This is a genomic window from Desulfobulbus rhabdoformis, from assembly GCF_016919065.1.
Lineage (GTDB): Bacteria > Desulfobacterota > Desulfobulbia > Desulfobulbales > Desulfobulbaceae > Desulfobulbus > Desulfobulbus rhabdoformis.
On sequence record NZ_JAFFQA010000030.1, the window covers coordinates 40,505 to 60,289 of the forward strand.

Annotated in this window: 14 protein-coding genes; 12 read left to right on the top strand and 2 right to left on the bottom strand. The window is 52.4% G+C overall.

Annotated elements, in window-relative coordinates; translation table 11 throughout:
* The first annotated feature begins 8 nt into the window (after positions 1 to 8).
* The 5 genes from JWJ90_RS15420 to trpS all read left to right on the top strand — a co-directional run bounded on the left by JWJ90_RS15420 (position 9) and on the right by trpS (position 8,565).
* Positions 9 to 2,657: a bifunctional diguanylate cyclase/phosphodiesterase gene (locus tag JWJ90_RS15420; protein WP_205228118.1), complete on the top strand. Its 2,649-nt coding sequence runs from the start codon at positions 9 to 11 to the stop codon at positions 2,655 to 2,657.
* Positions 2,658 to 3,160: 503 nt separating this feature from the next.
* Complete coding sequence (locus JWJ90_RS15425; protein WP_205228119.1) at positions 3,161 to 4,492, top strand: pyridoxal phosphate-dependent aminotransferase; 1,332 nt, start codon at positions 3,161 to 3,163, stop codon at positions 4,490 to 4,492.
* A 295-nt stretch (positions 4,493 to 4,787) separates the two neighbouring features.
* The gene (locus JWJ90_RS15430) at positions 4,788 to 5,375 is read left to right on the top strand and encodes a nucleotide exchange factor GrpE (protein ID WP_205228120.1); all 588 of its coding nucleotides are present in this window, start codon (positions 4,788 to 4,790) and stop codon (positions 5,373 to 5,375) included.
* A gap of 93 nt (positions 5,376 to 5,468) precedes the next feature.
* Positions 5,469 to 7,388 carry a molecular chaperone DnaK gene (gene dnaK, locus JWJ90_RS15435; RefSeq protein ID WP_205228121.1) on the top strand — a complete coding sequence of 640 codons (1,920 nt, stop codon included), beginning with the start codon at positions 5,469 to 5,471 and terminating at the stop codon, positions 7,386 to 7,388.
* Positions 7,389 to 7,596: 208 nt separating this feature from the next.
* The gene (gene trpS / locus JWJ90_RS15440) at positions 7,597 to 8,565 is read left to right on the top strand and encodes a tryptophan--tRNA ligase (protein ID WP_205228122.1); all 969 of its coding nucleotides are present in this window, start codon (positions 7,597 to 7,599) and stop codon (positions 8,563 to 8,565) included.
* Between the two features lie 91 nt (positions 8,566 to 8,656).
* Here trpS and JWJ90_RS23635 read toward each other — a convergent pair whose 3' ends face one another.
* Positions 8,657 to 9,724 carry a peptidylprolyl isomerase gene (locus JWJ90_RS23635; RefSeq protein WP_275889123.1) on the bottom strand — a complete coding sequence of 356 codons (1,068 nt, stop codon included), beginning with the start codon at positions 9,722 to 9,724 and terminating at the stop codon, positions 8,657 to 8,659.
* A 417-nt stretch (positions 9,725 to 10,141) separates the two neighbouring features.
* Here JWJ90_RS23635 and JWJ90_RS15450 point away from each other — a divergent pair, with 417 nt between their 5' ends.
* From JWJ90_RS15450 to folP, 7 genes are all read left to right on the top strand, one after another.
* Positions 10,142 to 10,762, top strand: coding sequence for a 3-deoxy-D-manno-octulosonic acid transferase (locus tag JWJ90_RS15450; RefSeq protein WP_205228123.1), 621 nt, complete (start codon positions 10,142 to 10,144; stop codon positions 10,760 to 10,762).
* Positions 10,752 to 11,111, top strand: coding sequence for a 3-deoxy-D-manno-octulosonic acid transferase (locus JWJ90_RS15455; protein WP_205228124.1), 360 nt, complete (start codon positions 10,752 to 10,754; stop codon positions 11,109 to 11,111). Before JWJ90_RS15450 ends, JWJ90_RS15455 begins: the two co-directional genes overlap by 11 nt.
* A gap of 37 nt (positions 11,112 to 11,148) precedes the next feature.
* The gene (locus JWJ90_RS15460) at positions 11,149 to 11,355 is read left to right on the top strand and encodes a hypothetical protein (RefSeq protein WP_205228125.1); all 207 of its coding nucleotides are present in this window, start codon (positions 11,149 to 11,151) and stop codon (positions 11,353 to 11,355) included.
* 151 nt (positions 11,356 to 11,506) lie between these two features.
* Positions 11,507 to 12,619 carry a glutamine-hydrolyzing carbamoyl-phosphate synthase small subunit gene (carA, locus tag JWJ90_RS15465; protein WP_205228126.1) on the top strand — a complete coding sequence of 371 codons (1,113 nt, stop codon included), beginning with the start codon at positions 11,507 to 11,509 and terminating at the stop codon, positions 12,617 to 12,619.
* A 27-nt stretch (positions 12,620 to 12,646) separates the two neighbouring features.
* Complete coding sequence (gene carB, locus JWJ90_RS15470) at positions 12,647 to 15,871, top strand: carbamoyl-phosphate synthase large subunit (protein ID WP_205228127.1); 3,225 nt, start codon at positions 12,647 to 12,649, stop codon at positions 15,869 to 15,871.
* A gap of 276 nt (positions 15,872 to 16,147) precedes the next feature.
* Positions 16,148 to 17,998: an ATP-dependent zinc metalloprotease FtsH gene (gene ftsH / locus JWJ90_RS15475; protein ID WP_275889124.1), complete on the top strand. Its 1,851-nt coding sequence runs from the start codon at positions 16,148 to 16,150 to the stop codon at positions 17,996 to 17,998.
* A 184-nt stretch (positions 17,999 to 18,182) separates the two neighbouring features.
* Positions 18,183 to 18,965 (top strand): dihydropteroate synthase, encoded by a 783-nt coding sequence (gene folP / locus JWJ90_RS15480; RefSeq protein WP_240194976.1) that lies wholly within the window; start codon positions 18,183 to 18,185, stop codon positions 18,963 to 18,965.
* Positions 18,966 to 19,209: 244 nt separating this feature from the next.
* Here the strand turns inward: folP and JWJ90_RS23275 are convergent, their stop codons facing one another.
* Positions 19,210 to 19,482 (bottom strand): PEP-CTERM sorting domain-containing protein, encoded by a 273-nt coding sequence (locus tag JWJ90_RS23275; RefSeq protein ID WP_240194977.1) that lies wholly within the window; start codon positions 19,480 to 19,482, stop codon positions 19,210 to 19,212.
* Between the last annotated feature and the right edge of the window lie 303 nt (positions 19,483 to 19,785).

Genomic DNA, 19,785 nt, shown 5'->3' on the forward strand with positions numbered 1-19,785 from the left:
CATTCTTGATGCAACACACGCCGACTTTGCTGGAAGCTGCATATGACGTGAGCCGTTTTCTTCTTCAGGAGCGCGATCTCGCCAATTTGCTCCAAGGAATTTGCGATCTGCTTGCCGGGCCGGGGGCTGGGCAAGCGGTGCTTCTCGTGTTGCTTGATCAAGACTCAGGCGGCATTATCACCGCAGAAACAGGGTTGGAGTCTGTGCTGCAACCTTTGGTTGAATCTTTGCAAAAAGGTGAGTTGCCCGATTGCGGCCGCAGGGCCATGGAAAGTGAAGAGGCCAGAATAGTTGTCTGCGAAGAATGCAGCTGCGGCCTGTGTGCAAAAAACGCAGTGGCTGAGCAGCATGGCATGACCATCCCCCTTTCCTGTTCCCCAAGTTTGCATGGTTTTCTTACCCTGAGACTGTCCAGTGACCGTTTTCTTTCTTCGGTTGAACAGACCATTCTTCTGGAGCTCGCCGAAACAATGGGGCTGGCCCTTCGTCACCTCTTTGAGGAAGAAGCGGGCAAAAGACGGCAACAGGAACTCGAACGTATCGAAGAGCGCTACGAGTTGGCATTGCATGCCTCCCAGGCCGGACTGTGGGATTGGAACATCAGCACGGGCGAGATGTATACCAGCCCTGATCAATGGGAATTACTCGACTACCGGGCCGATGCTACCGGCTCTTCTTTGCCCCGCCGCTTTATCCACCCGGACGACCGGGAACAGGTTCTGCAAGTCCTCAATGAACACCTGGCCGGAAAGACTGATGAATACCGCATCGAGTACAGGGTTCAGGAAAAAAACGGGGACTGGAGTTGGTTTCTGGACCGCGGACAGGTGGTGGAGCGTGATGGCAATAACATGCCGGTTCGTATGACCGGTACCCATCAGAATATTACTCTGCAAAAGAAACAGGACGAGGCCATTGCCCTTGTCCAGCAGCAGCTCCATGATGCGGTCAATCATGAGCGGAATTTTTTACAGACGGTCATAGACTCCGCTGGTGACCCGGTCATGGTTATTGACCTGGAATATAACGTCCTTTTGATCAACCAGTCTGCCGCCCGCCTGGTCCATGCGGGCACGTCCCTTGAGATATTCCAGGGAGAAAAGTGCTACCGCATCTTTAGTTGCAGCGATCAGCCCTGTCATGATCAGCGCTATCCCTGTCCGGTGGCTCAGGTGGTGGAGCAAAAGAGGCAGGTGAAACTGGTGCATAACCCCTATCACGGTAACGGGGTGAAGAACACCTTCGAGCTTGAGGCCTCACCGCTGATTGATCATGAGGGAAACTTGTATGGTGTTATCGAAGTGGCCCGTGATATCACTGATCGGCTGCGTATCGAAAAGGAGCTACGCGAGTCCCGCTCCCATCTCTACCAACTGGCCCATCATGACAGCCTGACCGGCCTGCCCAACAGGCTGCTCTTTCGCGATCGACTCAACCAGGCGGTGAGTAAAGCGGACAGGCATCGGACGGGGGTGGCTGTCCTCTTTCTCGATCTGGACAAATTTAAAACCGTCAACGATACTCTGGGGCATGATGTCGGCGATGACCTGCTCCAGGAGGTAGCCAAGCGGTTGCAGCGGCAGTGCCGTCAGTCCGACACCGTGGCCAGGTTGGGGGGGGATGAGTTTGTCTTTGTCCTTGAGGATGTTCGAGAACCAGGGGATGCCGGTGTGGTCGCCGAAAAAATAATGGCAGCGCTGGCCAAGCCCGTTCAGACCAAAGAGCATCAGATTCAGGCATCTACCTCAATAGGTATTGCCACCTATCCCGATGATGCCGAAACCATAGACGAGGTTATAAAGTGTGCAGACCTGGCGCTCTATGCCGCCAAAGAGATAGGGCGGAGTAATTACCAGTTTTTTCATCAGGATCTGCCGCAGAAGGGGAGTCGTCCCCGGCTCAATGTCCATGAGTTCCAGCGAGCATTTGCAGAAGGTGAGTTTTTTATCGACTACCAGCCCCAGTTTCACTTGGGCGGTGATCGGGTTGCCGGTCTTCTGGCCGAGCCGTATTGGCTGCATCCATCCATGGGCTTGCTGCTTCCGGAGGCCTTTGTCGCTGCAGGTCACGAATGTGATATGCTCGGTCCCCTGACTGACTGGCTGGTTCAGCGCCTCTGTGATGATCTCCAGTTTTGGCAGGATCAGGGCCGCCAGTGCCCACCCTTGATTCTTCCCTGCAGCAGTCGTCTGTTGCTCGATGCCGACTTTCTTGCAGCTATGAACGCTCTGATAAAAGAACAGGGCTTCAAAGCGGACATGCTTGTTTTGGGACTGCGTGAGCGAGTGGTGACCGAGGCCACCACTCAGCTTCTGGTTTCTTTACGGCAGCTGGCCCAGTTGGGGTTACGTTTCGCCTTGACAGAGTTTGGCCAGGGCCGTTGCATCCCCTTGCAGCTTCAGTCTTTCCCCGTACAGTCTGTGCTCGTGAGTCGGGAACTTGTCGAGCAGAGCCGCTTCGATCGCCAGGCCGAGAAACTGCTTGCCGCGCTGATTCCTTTCTGCCAGACCCTTGGGGTGAGCGTTGTGGCCGATGGGGTTGAACACCCTGAACAGGAACAACTCTTGCGTAACCTGGGCTGTGAACAGGGGCAGGGGAGCTTTTTTTCCCTGCCACTTGGTGTCAACAAGATTACAGAACTCCTGCCAACTGCCTGAAATGGCCTGTTGACGCCACTGCACCCCTGTGGTATTACCCCTGCTTGTTTTTTCTCTTACAGGGCGGGGATCTACGGAGAGTGAAAGGGGGAACCCGCCGATAATTTTCCTGAATGTCTTGGAGTTGAGCAAGCATCTGCATGATTGTACATGCGGTGCGGGTATTTTTCGCCCGCCCCGTGCACCATAGCAGGCACAAGATTTTTTCGGGAACCAATCAACACAGATTGACTTGCAAGAGGGCTTGAGAGTTCAGCGAGCTGCTCTTCTGGGAATCTTGAATAATTGCTTTTTCTGCCAATCCCGCGGAGTCTGGCGCTTACCTCGTCATGCTTAAAATTTTATCCTCGGAATATCACATAGATGCCTGCGGTAAAATTTTGCGCAATCCTCGAAGTCTGCGCTTATCTGGCCTTGATTGAAAAATCTAATTATTCAAGACACCCTCCTGTGCAGCCTGTGTCGAGGGGGCGCTTCTTTGCAAGGGTGAGAATCTTAGAGCAATGCGTACGGATATTTTACATGTCGGCGCGGATGAGTTGACCTACGAGATCCGCAATATCGTCAACGTCGGGGATACATTAAAATCCTTGGGCGTGCAGGTAAACTGGGAGAATATCGGTGATCCCATTGCCAAGGGGGAAGAAGTTCCTACCTGGATGAAAGAGATCGTCGCCGAGGCTGTATACGAAAACCAGAGCTATGGGTACAGCCCGACCAAGGGACTTTTGGAAACACGGGAGTTTGTGGCCCAGTGTACCAACGCTCGTGGTGGTGTGCAGATCGATGCAGACGATATTATCTTTTTTAACGGACTTGGAGATGCCATCTCCAAGGTATACGGGATGCTTAAACCCACCGCCCGTGTTCTTGTCCCCACCCCCAGTTATACCACCCATTCTTCTGCCGAGGCAGCGCATGCCGGTACCCAGCCGGTGACCTATATTCTTGATCCAAACCACCTCTGGTACCCGGATCTTGAGGATATTGAAAACCATATCAAATATAATCCTGCTGTCGCTGGTATCCTGATGCTTAATCCGGATAATCCCACCGGCGCGGTCTATCCGGCCGATGTCATGCGGGCCATTGTCGAAATCTGTGAGAAAAACGAGCTCTTTATCATCTGCGATGAGATTTACCAGAACATGACCTACAACGGCACCACCTCTGCTCCGCTCTGCACGGTCATTGGTGATAAGGTGCCGGCGCTCTGCATGCGGGGGATCTCTAAAGAGATGCCCTGGCCAGGTTCGCGCTGTGGTTGGATAGAGGTGTATAACCGTCGCCGTGATCCCATGTTTGCCACCTATGTGAACTCGATCATCAATGCCAAGATGCTGGAGGTTTGCTCGACAACCCTGCCGCAGATGGTTTTGCCACGGATCAAGTCACATCCCCTCTATCAGGAGCATTTGAAAAGCCGCATCAAACGCTATGAGCGCTTTTCCAACCTGGCTTACAATATTTTAAAAAATGTTAAGGGGTTGTTGGTCAATCGGGCAAATGGTGCTTTTTACATGAGTGCTGTGTTTGAGGAGTGGGTGCTGAACCATCAGCAGACCCTGCCCATTGAGATCGATGAGGTGCGGGAGATCATCGAACGTCTGGTTTCCGGACCCAACATTCAGCCGGATAAGCGTTTTGTCTATTATCTGCTGGCCTCTACCGGAATCTGTGTGGTTCCGCTTTCGTCCTTTGCCACCGAACTGCAAGGTTTTCGCATCACTCTGCTTGAAAAGGAAGAAGACGAGTTTGTCCAGATATTTGAAACCATTGCAGACTCCATTACCCGTTATGTCAATTCCTCAGTTGGACGCGGTCACTGCAGCTGAAGCATTGTGTTGAGCTCTATTTTTTCCTAATCCCCTGTCGCCAAAAGGCAACAGGGGATTTTTTTGTGAGAATGAGTCTTTTCTTGTTGTTTTTCTTGGATATTTTATCTGTGATAACTTCCCCAAAAGCGGGACCCTGTCCCTTGACACTGGATTTTGCCATACTTATTGTTGGGCTCAGATTTGACCGGCCAGGCTGTGATGCCATACAGGTACGGAGCAGGCCGACGGTGCTCGCCGCGCCGCATACCCGCTAAGCAATGACAAACTTTAAGAGCAGAAAAGGAGAGCATACGTGATAGACGAGACAAACAAACAGGATCCTGTCGGTGAGCCGCAAGAACACGAGACCCCGGAAGACCTGGAGGATGTGGAGGCTATTACAGAGGAGAGCGTAGAGGTTGATGAGACTGAGGCCTTGCAGGAAAAACTTGGCGCTGCTCAGGATCAGCTGATGCGTGTTGCTGCAGAGTTCGAAAACTACAAAAAACGCATGGAGCGCGAACGCAGCAAACTGCTCAAGTATGCAGGTGAGAATATTCTGCGTGATCTGCTCCCGACGCTTGACAATCTTGACCGTGCCCTTGAGCAGGGCAATGCCGACAGCGAGGATGTAGCCAAAAAACTGCAGTCCATGCTCGAGGGGATTGAATTGACGCGTAAAGGATTGAACTCCACGCTGGAGCGCTACGAGGTGGAAGCCCTCAACTCCATCGGGATGACTTTTAATCCCGATGAGCATGATGCCCTCACCATGGAGGCCAGCGAGGAGGTACCCGCTAACCATGTGTTGCGTGAGTTTGCCAAAGGGTATCGCTTCAAGGATCGCGTTTTGCGTCATGCGCAGGTCGTTGTTTCCAGCGGACCGGGAAAAGCAGCTTGACAAGCGGCGGATTGAACACATTGTACTACTTGAAATTCTGAAATTTTTAGGCTTTTGCCAGATATAAATACAGGAGAGAAGGAGAAACGCATTATGAGCAAGATTATTGGAATTGACTTAGGAACAACGAACTCGTGTGTGGCCATTATGGAGGGTGGTGATCCTAAGGTTATTGAGAATAGCGAGGGGAACCGTACCACTCCGTCTATCGTTGCCTTTAACGATAGTGGTGAGCGTCTGGTTGGTCAGACCGCCAAACGTCAGGCCGTTACCAACCCCACCCGTACACTTTTTGCCATCAAGCGGCTGATTGGTCGTAAGTTCAGTGACCCTGAGGTCAAAAAATCCATTGACGTCAGCCCGTTCAATATCGTTGAGGGGACTGGTGGTGATGCCGTGGTCGAGGTAGACGGTAAGACCTACACCGCTGCTGAAATTTCGGCAATGACCCTTGGCAAGATGAAACAGACCGCCGAGGAGTACCTGGGCGAGGCCGTTACCGAGGCTGTTGTTACCGTACCAGCGTACTTCAACGACGCCCAGCGTCAGGCAACCAAAGATGCCGGAAAAATTGCCGGTCTCAATGTGCAGCGTATCATCAACGAGCCGACCGCAGCATCTCTTGCCTATGGCCTGGATAAGAAGGGCGAAGAGAAAATCGCTGTTTTTGACCTTGGTGGTGGTACCTTTGATGTTTCCATCCTGGAGATCGGCGACGGTGTCTTTGAGGTAAAATCAACCAACGGTGATACCTTCCTCGGTGGTGAAGATTTTGATATGCGCATCGTGAACTGGCTCGCCGATGAGTTCAAACGCGAGCAGGGCGTTGATCTGCGCAATGACAAAATGGCTCTTCAACGCCTGAAAGAAGAGGCGGAGAAAGCTAAGAAAGAGCTGTCCAGCGCAAAAGAGACCGATATCAATCTGCCCTTTATCACCGCAGATGCATCCGGCCCTAAACATCTCAATGTGAAACTGAGCCGCGCCAAACTGGAGACCCTGGTCGAGGATCTGATCGATCGCTGTGAGGCTCCCTGTGTGACAGCACTCAAAGATGCCGGACTGAATGCTTCAGAGATCGACGAGGTTATTCTCGTTGGTGGTATGACCCGTATGCCCAAGGTTCAGGAGAAGGTAAAAGCCATCTTTGGTAAAGAGCCGCATAAGGGCGTGAATCCTGATGAGGTTGTTGCCATCGGGGCGGCGATCCAGGGTGGTGTTCTGAAAGGCGATGTGAAAGACGTTCTGCTTCTGGATGTTACACCGCTTTCCCTGGGTATCGAAACCCTGGGTGGTGTTATGACCAAACTGATCGAGAAAAACACCACGGTCCCGACCAAAAAGAGCCAGGTCTTCTCCACCGCTGCTGACAACCAGCCTGCAGTATCCATCCATGTACTCCAGGGTGAGCGTGAGATGGCAAACGACAATAAAACCATTGGTCGTTTTGAGTTGGCTGATATTCCGGCAGCGCCGCGTGGTGTTCCCCAGATCGAGGTAACCTTTGACCTGGATGCCAACGGTATTCTTCATGTTTCTGCCAAGGACCTGGGCACTGGTAAGGAACAGTCCATTCGTATCACCGCCTCTTCCGGTCTTTCCGAGGATGAGATCGAGCGGATGAAAAAGGATGCTGAGCTCCACGCCGAGGAAGATAAAAAACGCAAAGAACTGGTCGAGGCCAAAAATAACGGCGACTCCATGATCCATATGACCACCAAGAGCCTGACCGAGCTTGGTGACAAGGTGGATGCCGAGACCAAGGGCAATGTGGAGCGTGAGATTGAAAACCTCAAAAAAGCGCTTGAAGGCGATGATGTTGAGGCCATCAAGGCTGCAACCGACGCCCTGACCCAGGCCTCGCACAAACTTGCCGAGCTGATGTATGCCCAGGCTAAATCCGAGGGCGGAGCGGCCGGTGATGCTGGTGCAGGCGCTGCTGGCGACAAGGCCAAGAAAGGCGGTAAAGACGACGATGATGTTGTTGATGCCGATTTCGAGGAAGTGAAGTAAAGCAAACATTGTTCGGCTCGATTGAGCGACAGTGAGAAGGCGGGGAGTGCGGCTGACGGCTGCACTCCCATTTTTTTTGCCCTTTTTTTGCCATTTGCGCTATAACGATTCGGCCGTAGCCCACCAGGACAAAGGGGACAGACCACCTTTCTCTAACGGTTCGCTTGTTGTCCGCAACGATATATTCAGAAGAGAAGAAGAGAGACCAATGAAACGAACACTTTCAGGCATACAACCTTCGGGAAAACTTCATATTGGCAATTATTTTGGAATGATGCAGCCCATGTTGCAGCAGATGGACAATTCAGAGCTTTATGTCTTTATTGTTGATCTGCATGCGCTGACCTCGGTGCATGATCGTGAGCGCCTGCGCACCGGTACCCTGGAGGCGGCTGCCGACTTCCTGGCCCTGGGGCTTGACCCCAACCGTTGCATTTTCTGGGTGCAATCCGATGTGCCGGAGGTTTGCGAACTCTCTTGGCTGTTGTCGACTATGACTCCCATGGGACTTCTGGAGCGTTGCCATGCCTATAAAGATAAGGTGGCCAAGAATATCGCTGCCAGTCATGGCCTCTTTGCCTATCCGGTGCTGATGGCCGCTGATATTTTATTGTATCAGTCCGAGATTGTCCCCGTGGGCAAGGACCAAAAACAGCATGTCGAGGTGGCCCGTGATATCGCCCAGCGCTTTAACAATACCTTTGGCGAAACCTTTGTCTTGCCGGAACCGTTGATCAGCGAATCCACCGCCATTGTCCCCGGGGTTGATGGCCAGAAGATGTCTAAATCCTATGACAATACCATCCCGATTTTTCTTGAGGAAAAACCTCTTCGTAAACGGGTGATGAGCGTACAGACCGACGCCACCCCGGTGGAAGATCCTAAAGATCCTGACAACTGTAATCTCTATGCATTACTCAAGCTCTTTGCCTCGAACGCGAAGATGCAGGAGGTGCATGATCTTTATGTCAACGGGGGGGCTGCCTATGGCTACCTCAAACAGGATCTTTTTGAGCTGATCAATGAGCAATTTTCCGCTGCCCGCGCCAAGAAAAAAGAGTTGCTCGATAACCAGGATTATCTGCGGCAGATATTGAAAGAGGGCGCGGAGAAGGCCCGGGAAAAAGCGACGGTTACCATGGATCTGGTCAGGGATCGGATGGGACTGAAATACTAACCTGCAGGCACAAGCGCACAATAAAAAAGGCTGCCTCCCACACATGGGAGGCAGCCTTTTTTATTGTGCGCTTGTGGACCTGGAAAGCTGATCAGAAGTCAACCATTTCCACATCAAAGACCAGCCAGGCATTGGGGGGGATAACCCCGCCTGCGCCACGCTCGCCGTAAGCAAGCTCAGGTGGAATAATCAGCGTGCGTTTTTCACCTTTGGCCATCTGGCTCAGGGCTTCGTCCCAACCCTGAATGACCCGGCCGGTGCCAACGGGGAAAGCGATGGGTTCACCGCGATCATACGAGCTGTCGAATTTGCGGTTACCCACCAGAAGACGACCTGTGTAGTGGGCCTTGATCTCAGTTCCTGCAGGTGGAGGATCGCCAGCCCCTTCCTGCTCGACCTGATAGTACAGGCCGGACTTGGTCTCAACCGCCTTGGGCCATTGCTCTTTGATCAGCTTGAGGATTTTTTCTTTCTGGGCCTTCAATGCCTCCGCCTCACGCCCCTTGATGGAGGCGAGAGCGGCATCAAAAGCTGCCTGATCGGTTTTGAAGGACTCTGCATCACGGCCTTCACGAATGATGGTGATGGACTTGATAACATCACCACGATCAATGCGGTCGACCACGTCCTGCCCATCAATCACCTTACCAAAGACAGTATGTTTGCCATCCAGATGCGGGGTGGCCAGATGGGTGATGAAGAACTGGCTCCCGTTGGTGCCTGGACCAGCGTTCGCCATGGAGAGCACGCCGGGGCCATCATGGGTCAACTCGGGATCAAACTCGTCCGGGAAGGTGTAGCCGGGGCCACCGGTTCCGGTGCCCAGGGGACAACCACCCTGTATCATGAAGTTGGCTATAACGCGGTGAAAGGTTAGCCCATCGTAAAAGGGGGTGCCTGAAGACTTGCTTCCGCCGCCGAGTTGCAGGGTCCCTTCAGCAAGACCGACAAAGTTAATCACGGTCAGCGGTGTTTTGGTGTAGAATAGATTGATTAAAATATCGCCTTTATCGGTAGCGATTTTGGCGTAGAGTCCGTCTTTCATAGCGATTTTGGCCTCGATTCCGTCTTTTATAGGTTGTACCTCAACAGAAAACACTGGTTGCCCGCAACAGAAGAGCAGCACGGACAGAAGCAGCAACGAAAGCAGCCTGGTCATGGAAATCTCCGGCTAGTACGTCTTGTTCGTTGAAGATGAGCAAGCCCCGGCGCGCGTGTTCGGCGTGGGGGCGTGGTTTAGGCAATCAGGCTTGCATACTTTGCTGTTGGCTCCTTGTCAATAAAAAACAGGGGGAACAGGGGGGCTGGTATCCAGCCTCAATTCGTGTATTCAGCCTCAAACGTAAGAGGACACTTGAGCTAACGGGTTGAAAATAAAACAACCCTTTCTCTTGAGACGAAGTTGCAGATGGGAAGGGGAGCATCTTTGAGAGCTTGATGCCATGGAGCTGGATGGAGAATAAATGGATGAATTTCCGAATCCCTTTAGAGAAGGCTTGACGGCTGCTAGGCTACTTTGTTAAATAAACAAATTTTGCGCTCTAAAAAAAATACGATCGGGAGGCCAACGAAAATCTTGCTGTATCTGCTCTACAGTACCTTGGGATATGCGCTGCATGCGTTTTTGGTACTGTTGTTGCCAATGGCCGGATTATTCAATGGCCGCTACGGCTATGGCCTTTGCCAACGGTACGGGCTGTATAATCCTGCTTTGAGGCCAGCTCTCCACCAGGCGCCTCTTCTCTGGGTTCACGCCTCATCTGTTGGTGAGGTGCAGGCCGCTCTCATTTTGATACACAGATTGCTTGCCACCAGGCACGATGTGCAGATCGTCCTCTCCACGACAACCGCGCAGGGGCGAAAAATAGCAGCTTCTCGACTGGGTGGGCGCGTATGTTATGTGCTGGCGCCTCTTGATTTTCCTCCGGCGGTCCGGAGTGCCCTGCAGTTTTTTCGTCCAACGCTCTCCATCGGCCTGAAAACAGAATTATGGCCGGTGATGCTCACAGCCCTGAATCGGGCCGGTGTTCCCAAACTGCTGCTTAACGGCCGACTTTCCGAGCGGTCCTTGAAGCGTTATCTCCACATTCGTCAATTTATTTGTTCACTGATTCAGGGAGTTCGAGTCCTGGCGGTTATCACTCCTGAAGACAGAGACCGCTTTGTTCAGCTTGGAGTTAGACCCCTTGCAGCTTGAATATTCACCGCGAAAACATGCCATTGTCCTTGTCGACACCATGGGGGATTTAGCCGATCTGTTCGCTGCGGCAGATTATATTTTCTGTGGTGGCAGTCTTGTGGACCGTGGTGGGTATAATATTATGGAGCCCGCCCGCTTGGGCAAAGCTGTCTATTCGGGACTCCATATGAAAGATTTTACAGATGCCGCCCAGTTGCTTCGGGACAGCGGGGGCGGATTTCAGGTGGCGGATGGCCAGGAACTTATAACCCTGCTGCGCCATCACTATAATCATCCCGCTAAGTATGATGCGGCCGTAAGCGATCAGGGGGACCCCCTGAAAGAACTCGTATTATCGAAACTGTAAGTGGTTACGGGGTGCCGGAGATGCTAGGCGTCGGTCTGTGCAGCGTACGCCTGTACGTAAGCAGGCCGATAACACCGCAGATTCGGTGCCCCGTGATCGCTTACATGCGGCCTGCCGTTTGGCGGCCGCAACCACCGCGAGCCAACGGGGCTCGGTGGCCCGTCAGGTAGCTCTTGTCCAGGAGCATCTGCTGGGAAATGAGATAGCAGAACATGCCTTCGTTGGACCAGCTGTTTCTGCGTGATGAAAGTACGCATCACGATTTTTTTACGGCAACTGGCGATTCAGGCGTATGTGCTTACCATACAACAACATAACACAGTAAACGGTTGCAGCGGCCACTCCACTCGGGGCAGGGCTGGAAACGGAACCTCGTTCTTTTCTTTAGGTAGACTATGAAAGCGTTAATCGGACTTGAAGACGGCACGGTCATGACCGCGCGATCCTTTACCGGCCCAGGTGAGGCGGTGGGGGAGATAGTGTTCAACACCAGCATGAGCGGTTACCAGGAAGTGCTCACCGACCCTTCGTACACGGCCCAACTGGTCACTATGACCTATCCGCTTATTGGTAATTACGGTGTCAATCCCGAGGATATGGAATCCCGAGGTGTGCATCCCCGCGCATTTCTTGTACGTGAGTACCAGGGATACCCCAGTAACTACCGTTCCACTGAAAATTTAGCAGAGTTCCTTAAAAAATATAAGGTGTTGGGGGTTGAAGGGCTCGATACCCGTATGCTCACCCGAAAAATACGTACAGTCGGCGCCATGAAGGCTCTGATTACCACCGAGGATATGGATCCCGAGTCGGTGGTCCGCCGTGCCCGTGAATGGTCCGGTCTGGTTGGCCGGGACATGGTTGAACGTGTTGCCAGCCCCGTTATGTACCGCTGGGAAGAAAATCCGGTTGAAGGAAACACCTTTCCGCAGACAGAAAACGGTCGATTTAATGTGGTTGCCTACGATTTTGGTATTAAATATAACCAGCTACGCCTCTTGACCAGCAAGGGCTGCCGGGTACTGGCCGTTCCGGCAACAACCTCGGCCGAAGAAGTGCTCGCACTCAAACCCGATGGTGTTTTTCTCTCCAATGGTCCCGGCGATCCCGCCGGTGTTCAGGGGGTTGTGGCGAATATTCAGGCACTGCTTGGTAAGTTGCCCATCTTTGGTATCTGCCTGGGGCACCAGATGCTTGGCCTGGCCTATGGTGGATCAACCTACAAACTGAAGTTCGGCCACCGTGGAGGCAATCAGCCGGTCAAAGATCTGCTCACCGGTAAGGTGGAGATCACCTCCCAGAACCATGGGTTCTGTGTTGATCCTGAAAGTTTGCCCGACTCGGTCGAGGTCACCCATATCAACCTCAATGATGGCAGCCTTGAGGGCATGCGCCATAAAGAATATCCCGCATTTTCAGTGCAGTACCATCCTGAATATGCCCCAGGCCCGCACGATGCGGAATACCTTTTTGACCGGTTCATTCAACTGATGGAGCAGGCGCGCTGAGCGCTCGGCGGATAAGGAAGACAGACAATGCCAAAACGCACAGATATACAGAAGATACTTATCATCGGCTCCGGGCCGATTATTATCAGCCAGGCCTGCGAGTTTGACTACTCAGGAGCACAGGCGGTTAAGGCGCTGAAAGAGGAAGGCTACGAGGTGGTGTTGATCAACTCCAACCCGGCTACCATCATGACCGATCCCACCCTGGCCGATCGCACCTATGTGGAGCCACTCACCCCCGAATGTGTGGCCAAGGTCATTGAGCGGGAGCGTCCGGATGCACTCCTCCCAACCCTTGGTGGACAGACCGGCCTGAATACCGCTATCAAGGTGGCCGAGATGGGCGTGCTCGAGAAGTACGGGGTCGAGATGCTCGCCGCCAATATCGACGTCATCAACAAGGCGGAAGGCCGTGAAGAGTTCCGTGATGCCATGCACAAGATCGGGCTTAAGGTGCCTGAGTCGGCTATCGTACACACCATCGAAGATGCCATGGCAGCAGGTGAGCGCATCGGCTTTCCCATCATTGTTCGCCCCAGCTTCACCCTGGGCGGAACGGGTGGCGGTGTGGCCTACAACCGGGAAGAACTCAACAAGATGGCAACCGCCGGTCTTGATCTCTCCATGACCAGTGAGGTCATGCTCGAGCGTTCTCTGCTGGGCTGGAAAGAATACGAGCTTGAGGTGATGCGCGATAAAAACGACAACGTCGTTATCATCTGCTCTATCGAAAATGTGGATGCCATGGGCGTGCACACCGGTGACTCCATCACCGTGGCGCCAGCCCAGACCCTGACCGATCGTGAATACCAGGATATGCGCGATGCCGCCATCGCCATTATTCGTGAGATCGGTGTGGAGACCGGTGGTTCAAACGTACAGTTTGCGGTCAATCCGGAAGACGGCGAGCTGATGGTCATTGAGATGAATCCACGCGTCTCACGTTCCTCTGCTCTTGCCTCAAAGGCAACCGGTTTTCCCATCGCCAAGATCGCGGCCAAACTCGCTGTCGGCTATACGCTGGATGAGATCAAAAACGACATCACCCGCGAGACCTATGCCTCTTTTGAGCCGACCATTGATTACTGTGTGGTTAAGATCCCTCGCTGGACCTTTGAAAAATTTCCAGAGGCCGAAGACCTGCTGACCACAGCCATGAAGTCGGTTGGTGAGACCATGGCCATTGGCCGAACCTTCAAAGAGGCCTTTCAGAAGGGGATGCGTTCCCTTGAGATTGGACGCATGGGCTTTGGCTTTGATGGTAAGGTTGACTTAAGCGAGATGCATCAGGATGACCTGGAAGAGGGCTTGGTGAAACCAAACTCCAAACGACTCAACCATCTCTTTGAGGCACTGCACCGGGGCATGTCCATTGAGCGACTCTTTGAGCTGAGTAAGATCGATCCCTGGTTCTTGTATAATTTTAAACAGATTGTGGAGAAAGGTGAGGAGATCCGCAGTCGTGGCTTTGTGGGGCTGGACAAGGATTTTCTCTACGAGGCTAAACAGTACGGCTTTTCCGATGTGCAGCTGGCACATCTGACCGGAACCTCGGAAGATGATATCCGCTCCCTGCGCATCGAGCTTGGCCTGGAGCCCGCCTATAAACTGGTGGATACCTGCGCGGCCGAGTTTGAGTCCTACACACCGTATTACTACTCCACCTACGAGCAGGAAGACGAGTCCAGTCGTACTGATCGCAAAAAGATCATGATTTTGGGCGGTGGCCCCAACCGTATCGGTCAGGGCATCGAGTTTGACTACTGCTGTGTTCACGCCTCCTTTGCTCTGCGCGAGATCGGGGTCGAGTCGATCATGGTCAACTCCAACCCGGAAACCGTGTCCACCGATTACGACACCTCAGACAAACTCTACTTCGAGCCGCTGACCCGCGAGGATGTGCTCAACATCATCGAGCGTGAAAAGCCGGATGGCGTCATCGTTCAGTTTGGCGGGCAGACCCCGTTGAACCTGGCCGTGCCCCTTGCCCAGGCCGGGGTCCCCATTGTTGGCACGCCACCCGATGCCATTGACCGAGCCGAGGATCGAAAACGGTTCCAGCAGTTTCTGCAGAAACTTGGCCTGCGGCAGCCGGCCAACGGTACCGCTCATACCCTGGAAGAGGCGCTGGACGTGGCCAAAGAGATCGGTTTTCCCGTGGTCATGCGCCCATCCTATGTTCTGGGTGGTCGAGACATGCGCATTGTCTACAACGAGCAGGGCATCCGTGACTTCATGGCCATTCCCGGAATGAGTGGCGGTGAGCATCCGGTCCTGCTTGATCAGTTCCTCAAAGACGCCATCGAGGTGGATGTGGACGCTGTCTGTGACGGCACCACCACCGTACTCGGCGGTATTATGGAGCATATCGAGGAGGCTGGTATACACTCCGGCGACTCTGCCTGTGTACTGCCGCCCCATACCTTGCCTGCAGCAATGCTTGAGGAGATCTCCAAGGCGACCAAGGCCATGGCCATCGAACTCGGTGTTATCGGCCTGATGAACGTTCAATTTGCAGTGCAGCGTGAGACTCTCTATGTGCTTGAGGTCAATCCGCGTGCCTCTCGAACCGTGCCCTTTGTCTCTAAAGCAACCGGTGTCCCCCTGGCAAAGATAGCCACCAAGGTTATGCTTGGAATGAGCCTTGAGGAACTTGAATTCACTCAGGAGAAAAAATTCTCCCATTACGCGGTCAAAGAGGCGGTTTTTCCCTTCGATCGTTTTAAAAACGTTGATACCCTGCTTGGGCCGGAGATGAAATCCACCGGTGAGGTTATGGGCATTGATGACGACCTTGGCCTTGCCCTGGCAAAATCGCAGATGGCAGCCAACGCCCGGGTTCCGGAAAAAGGAATAGCCTTTGTCTCGGTGCGCCACGGGGATAAGGATGCCGTGGTGCCGCTGGTAGAGAAGCTGCGCTCTTTGGGCTTTGAGATTATTGCCACCAAGGGGACAGCGGCTAAACTCAAAGAGGCTGGCATAGATTGTTCTGAGGTCTTTAAGATCTCCCAGGGACGACCGCATATTCTGGACAAGATTCAGGATGGTAAGGTCCAGTGGATATTGAACACCTCTGCGGGCAATCGAACAACCGAGGATAGTTACATTATTCGTCGGGCAGCACTGGATTACCATATTCCCTATACCACCACCATTACCGGTGGTCTCGCAACGACTAAGGCTCTGGAGTCGTTACGTGATCGGGAAATCGGCGTAAAGACCATTCAGGAGTTCGCAAAGAACATTGACTGAAGCAAAATCGATGTTAAAGTAAGGGATCTATAGACGAATAAAACGTAAATAATTGGATATTCCTTCATTTAACAGCGAATTGCCTTGGGACCTTGGAGAGAGGCCCTGGTGATTCATGGCATGCTCGCCAAAAGCCCCGAGCATGGCTTCTTTTTGTACAATGTCATCCTATTGTCGCCCTGGCAGCCGTTGCCAGGGCGACATTCATGTAGTGTCCGTCATTGTTTGTGAAGTATTCCAAATTTTCATCTTCCGGGTTTTTACGAGGCCAACGATTTGAATACCTTTTACAAGAATCTCAGTATGTGGCTGGTCATCGGTCTGACCATGATCTTGCTCTTTCAGCTCTTTAACAAGCCGCAGCATCAGAGTAACTCCATCACTTACAGTGAATTTTGGTCCAGCGTTGAGAAAGGAGCGATCAACAAGGTCAGTATTCAAGGAGAGGAAATCTCCGGTGTGGGACAGGACGGGCGTCCTTTTAAGACAGTTGCGCCCAGTGATGCCGGGCTGATCCCCATGCTGAGGGACTCGAATGTCGATATCTCGGTGAAAAAACCTGATGAGACCCCCTGGTATCTCACCATTTTTATCTCCTGGTTTCCCATGCTCCTCTTGATCGGTGTCTGGATCTTTTTCATGCGCCAGATGCAGATGGGTGGTAAAGGCGGGGCCCTGACCTTCGGTAAGACCCGCGCAAAACTGCAGGGGGAAGGTGAAGTCAAGGTCACCTTCAAAGATGTGGCCGGTATTGACGAGGCCAAGGAAGAGCTGGAAGAAATTATCGATTTTCTGCGGGATCCGCAAAAGTTTACCAAGCTGGGGGGGCGTATCCCCAAAGGTGTGTTGCTTGCCGGGTCACCTGGTACCGGTAAGACGCTCTTGGCCCGCGCCATTGCCGGCGAGGCGGGCGTGCCCTTTTTCACCATCTCCGGTTCTGACTTTGTTGAGATGTTTGTCGGTGTTGGTGCTTCCCGGGTGCGCGATCTTTTTAGCCAAGGCAAGAAGAATGCCCCCTGTATCATCTTTATCGATGAGATTGATGCGGTCGGTCGCCATCGTGGCGCTGGACTTGGCGGCGGCCATGACGAACGCGAGCAGACGCTGAATCAGCTGCTGGTCGAGATGGACGGTTTTGAAGGCAACGATGGTGTTATCATTATTGCAGCAACCAACCGGCCGGATGTCCTTGATCCGGCACTGCTTCGTCCCGGTCGCTTTGACCGCCAGGTAGTGGTGCCCGCACCCGATGTCAAGGGTCGGGAGAAGATCCTTGAGATCTACGGCAAAAAGACCAAACTCGCAGATAATGTGGATATGGAAGTCATTGCCCGTGGCACCCCCGGTTTTTCCGGGGCTGACCTTGAAAACCTGGTCAACGAAGCCGCGCTCATGGCGGCCCGTGAAAACAAGGAAGAGGTGGACGCGGAGCTTTTAGAACGGGCCAAAGACAAGGTGATGATGGGGGCCGAGCGCAAATCCATGATCATCAGTCCCAAAGAGAAAGAGATCACCGCCTACCATGAGGCTGGCCATGCGCTGATTGCCAAGCTGCTTCCGGGTACCGATCCTATTCACAAGGTGACGATTATTCCACGCGGCCGCGCCCTTGGGCTGACCATGCAGTTGCCCATGGATGAGAAATACACCCATGCCAAGAGCTTCCTGCTTAACTCCATTGCCATTCTCTTTGGTGGCCGGGTTGCAGAGAAGCTGGTCTTTGATGAGATCACCACCGGTGCTGGCAACGATATCGAGCGTGCCAGCGAGCTTGCCCGTAAAATGGTCTGCGAGTGGGGCATGAGTGAGGAACTTGGGCCTCTTGCCTACGGCAAAAAAGACGAGCAGATCTTCCTGGGCCGCGAGATCACCCAACACCGCGATTACAGCGAAGAGACCGCGCAGAAGATCGATGATGCCGTCAAGCAGATCATCATCGAGGCCAACGACAAGGTCACCACGCTGCTGCAGGAAAATATGGATATCCTCAAGGCCATAGCTGAAGAGCTGCTGGAGAAGGAAACCATCATGCTTGAGGATATGGAGCGGATTATTGCAGAGCTTCGTGGCGATGCAGAAGAGGTAAGTGATTCTGAGCCCGAGACCGAAGAGACCGCGGAAGTCTGATAGCTGCCCCTCTTCCTTCTGCCCCTGTAGGAGCGGGCCATGCCCGCGACACAAAAAACAGCCACAAACAGCAGTAACTCAAATGCCGAGGAATTTCATAAATCCTCCGGCGTTTGATCTGCACGATCAATATCATGGGTTGCCCTCAAACATGAGTGCAACCCTTTTTTTATGGAGCAAGATAATGAAAATCATGGGTATCCTCAACGTCACTCCAGATTCCTTCTCCGACGGCGGTAAATATATAAACGAAGCAACTTTGGAAAAACGCATCAAGCAACTCATCCGCGAAGGCGCCGACATCATCGACGTTGGAGGAGAATCCACCCGTCCCTTTGCTGAGCCGGTTGACGCAGAAGAGGAGCTGAAAAGAGTTGTTCCGGCAATTCGGAAAATTCGATCCATGAGTGAGCTCCCTGTCTCTATTGACACGACGAAAGCCGTGGTCGCTAGAGAGGCAATCGCGGCCGGTGCCACCATGATCAACGATATTTCCGCCCTGCGCTACGACACTGATATGATCGAGGTAGCCAAGTCGTTCAATGGAGAGGTAATTATCATGCACATGCAAGGTACCCCTGAAGATATGCAGGTGAACCCAGAGTACACGGATGTGGTTGCTGAAATTAATGACTTTTTTCAGGAACGGATTGATTGGATGGAAGGGCAGGGGATTGATCGCGCGCGGATTATCCTTGATCCAGGGATCGGTTTTGGCAAGAGTTTGGAACATAACTTAACGATTCTTCGCAATGTTTCTGCCTTTAAGGGTCATGGCTGCCAGTTGCTGATCGGGCATTCACGGAAGTCATTTTTTGGGGAGTTGCTGGAAATACCAGTTGGAGAGCGTGATTGGCCGACGGGTATTGTTTCTGCTTATGTGGAAAGGACAGGAGCAGATGTTGTGCGGGTTCATTCGGTTGGGGAAACTGGGAAATCCTTGCAGTTGGTGAGAGCTTTGTCGTGAAGACAAAAAACGTGGTCTGTCCCCTGTTGTTATTTTTTGGAGTTGTTAGCTCTGCCGGTGGAGCGCGATTGGCCGACAGGTATGGTATCGGCTTTTTGGGGAGTTAGGGGGCTGATATTGTGCGGGTGCATTCGGTGAAACGGTAATGGCTGATAGTTTGATGGGAAAGTTGGAGTGAGAATTGTATTGATAAAAGCAAGACTATGATTGCTTGCTTTTATCAATAGTTTTTTCTTCTATTTTATTATTTACGTCTTCTTGCAACAGCAGTAAGGCCTGCTAATCCCGTGCCGAACAAAAGCATTGTGGTCGGTTCAGGGACAGGTGCAGTACCATCGTCTCCATAAACAACTAAAGTAGAATCTCCAACATAAAAATCCCCACCATAACAGGAGGATATTATGACATTAAGAGTTCCATCGTGATAGATATCTATTGATCCAGCCCAGTGCGTTGTGAATGTCTCCGTTCCATCTGGATCTACCCAATTCAAATCGGATAAGGATATGGTAACCATAGCTGTTTCATTTCCATCTGGGGTAGTTACAGTTATCCATTCCCAATTTTGAGGATTTAATACCCCAGGGCAAGCGCATCAAAATGTCCTGACTAGGCCCATTTAGAATCGAATTATTTTCGACCAGCGAAAAAATACGAATAAAATCGATTTATTATTCAATTCTACTCGCATAGCCTCTATATATTACCCTTCAAAAATCACTTACTTGGAGAAGGGGCATGAAAAAACAGCAGCCAGACATTATTTCCCATTTCGAAAATTTAATTGATCCGAGAGTAGAAGGGAAAAACCGGCATTTGC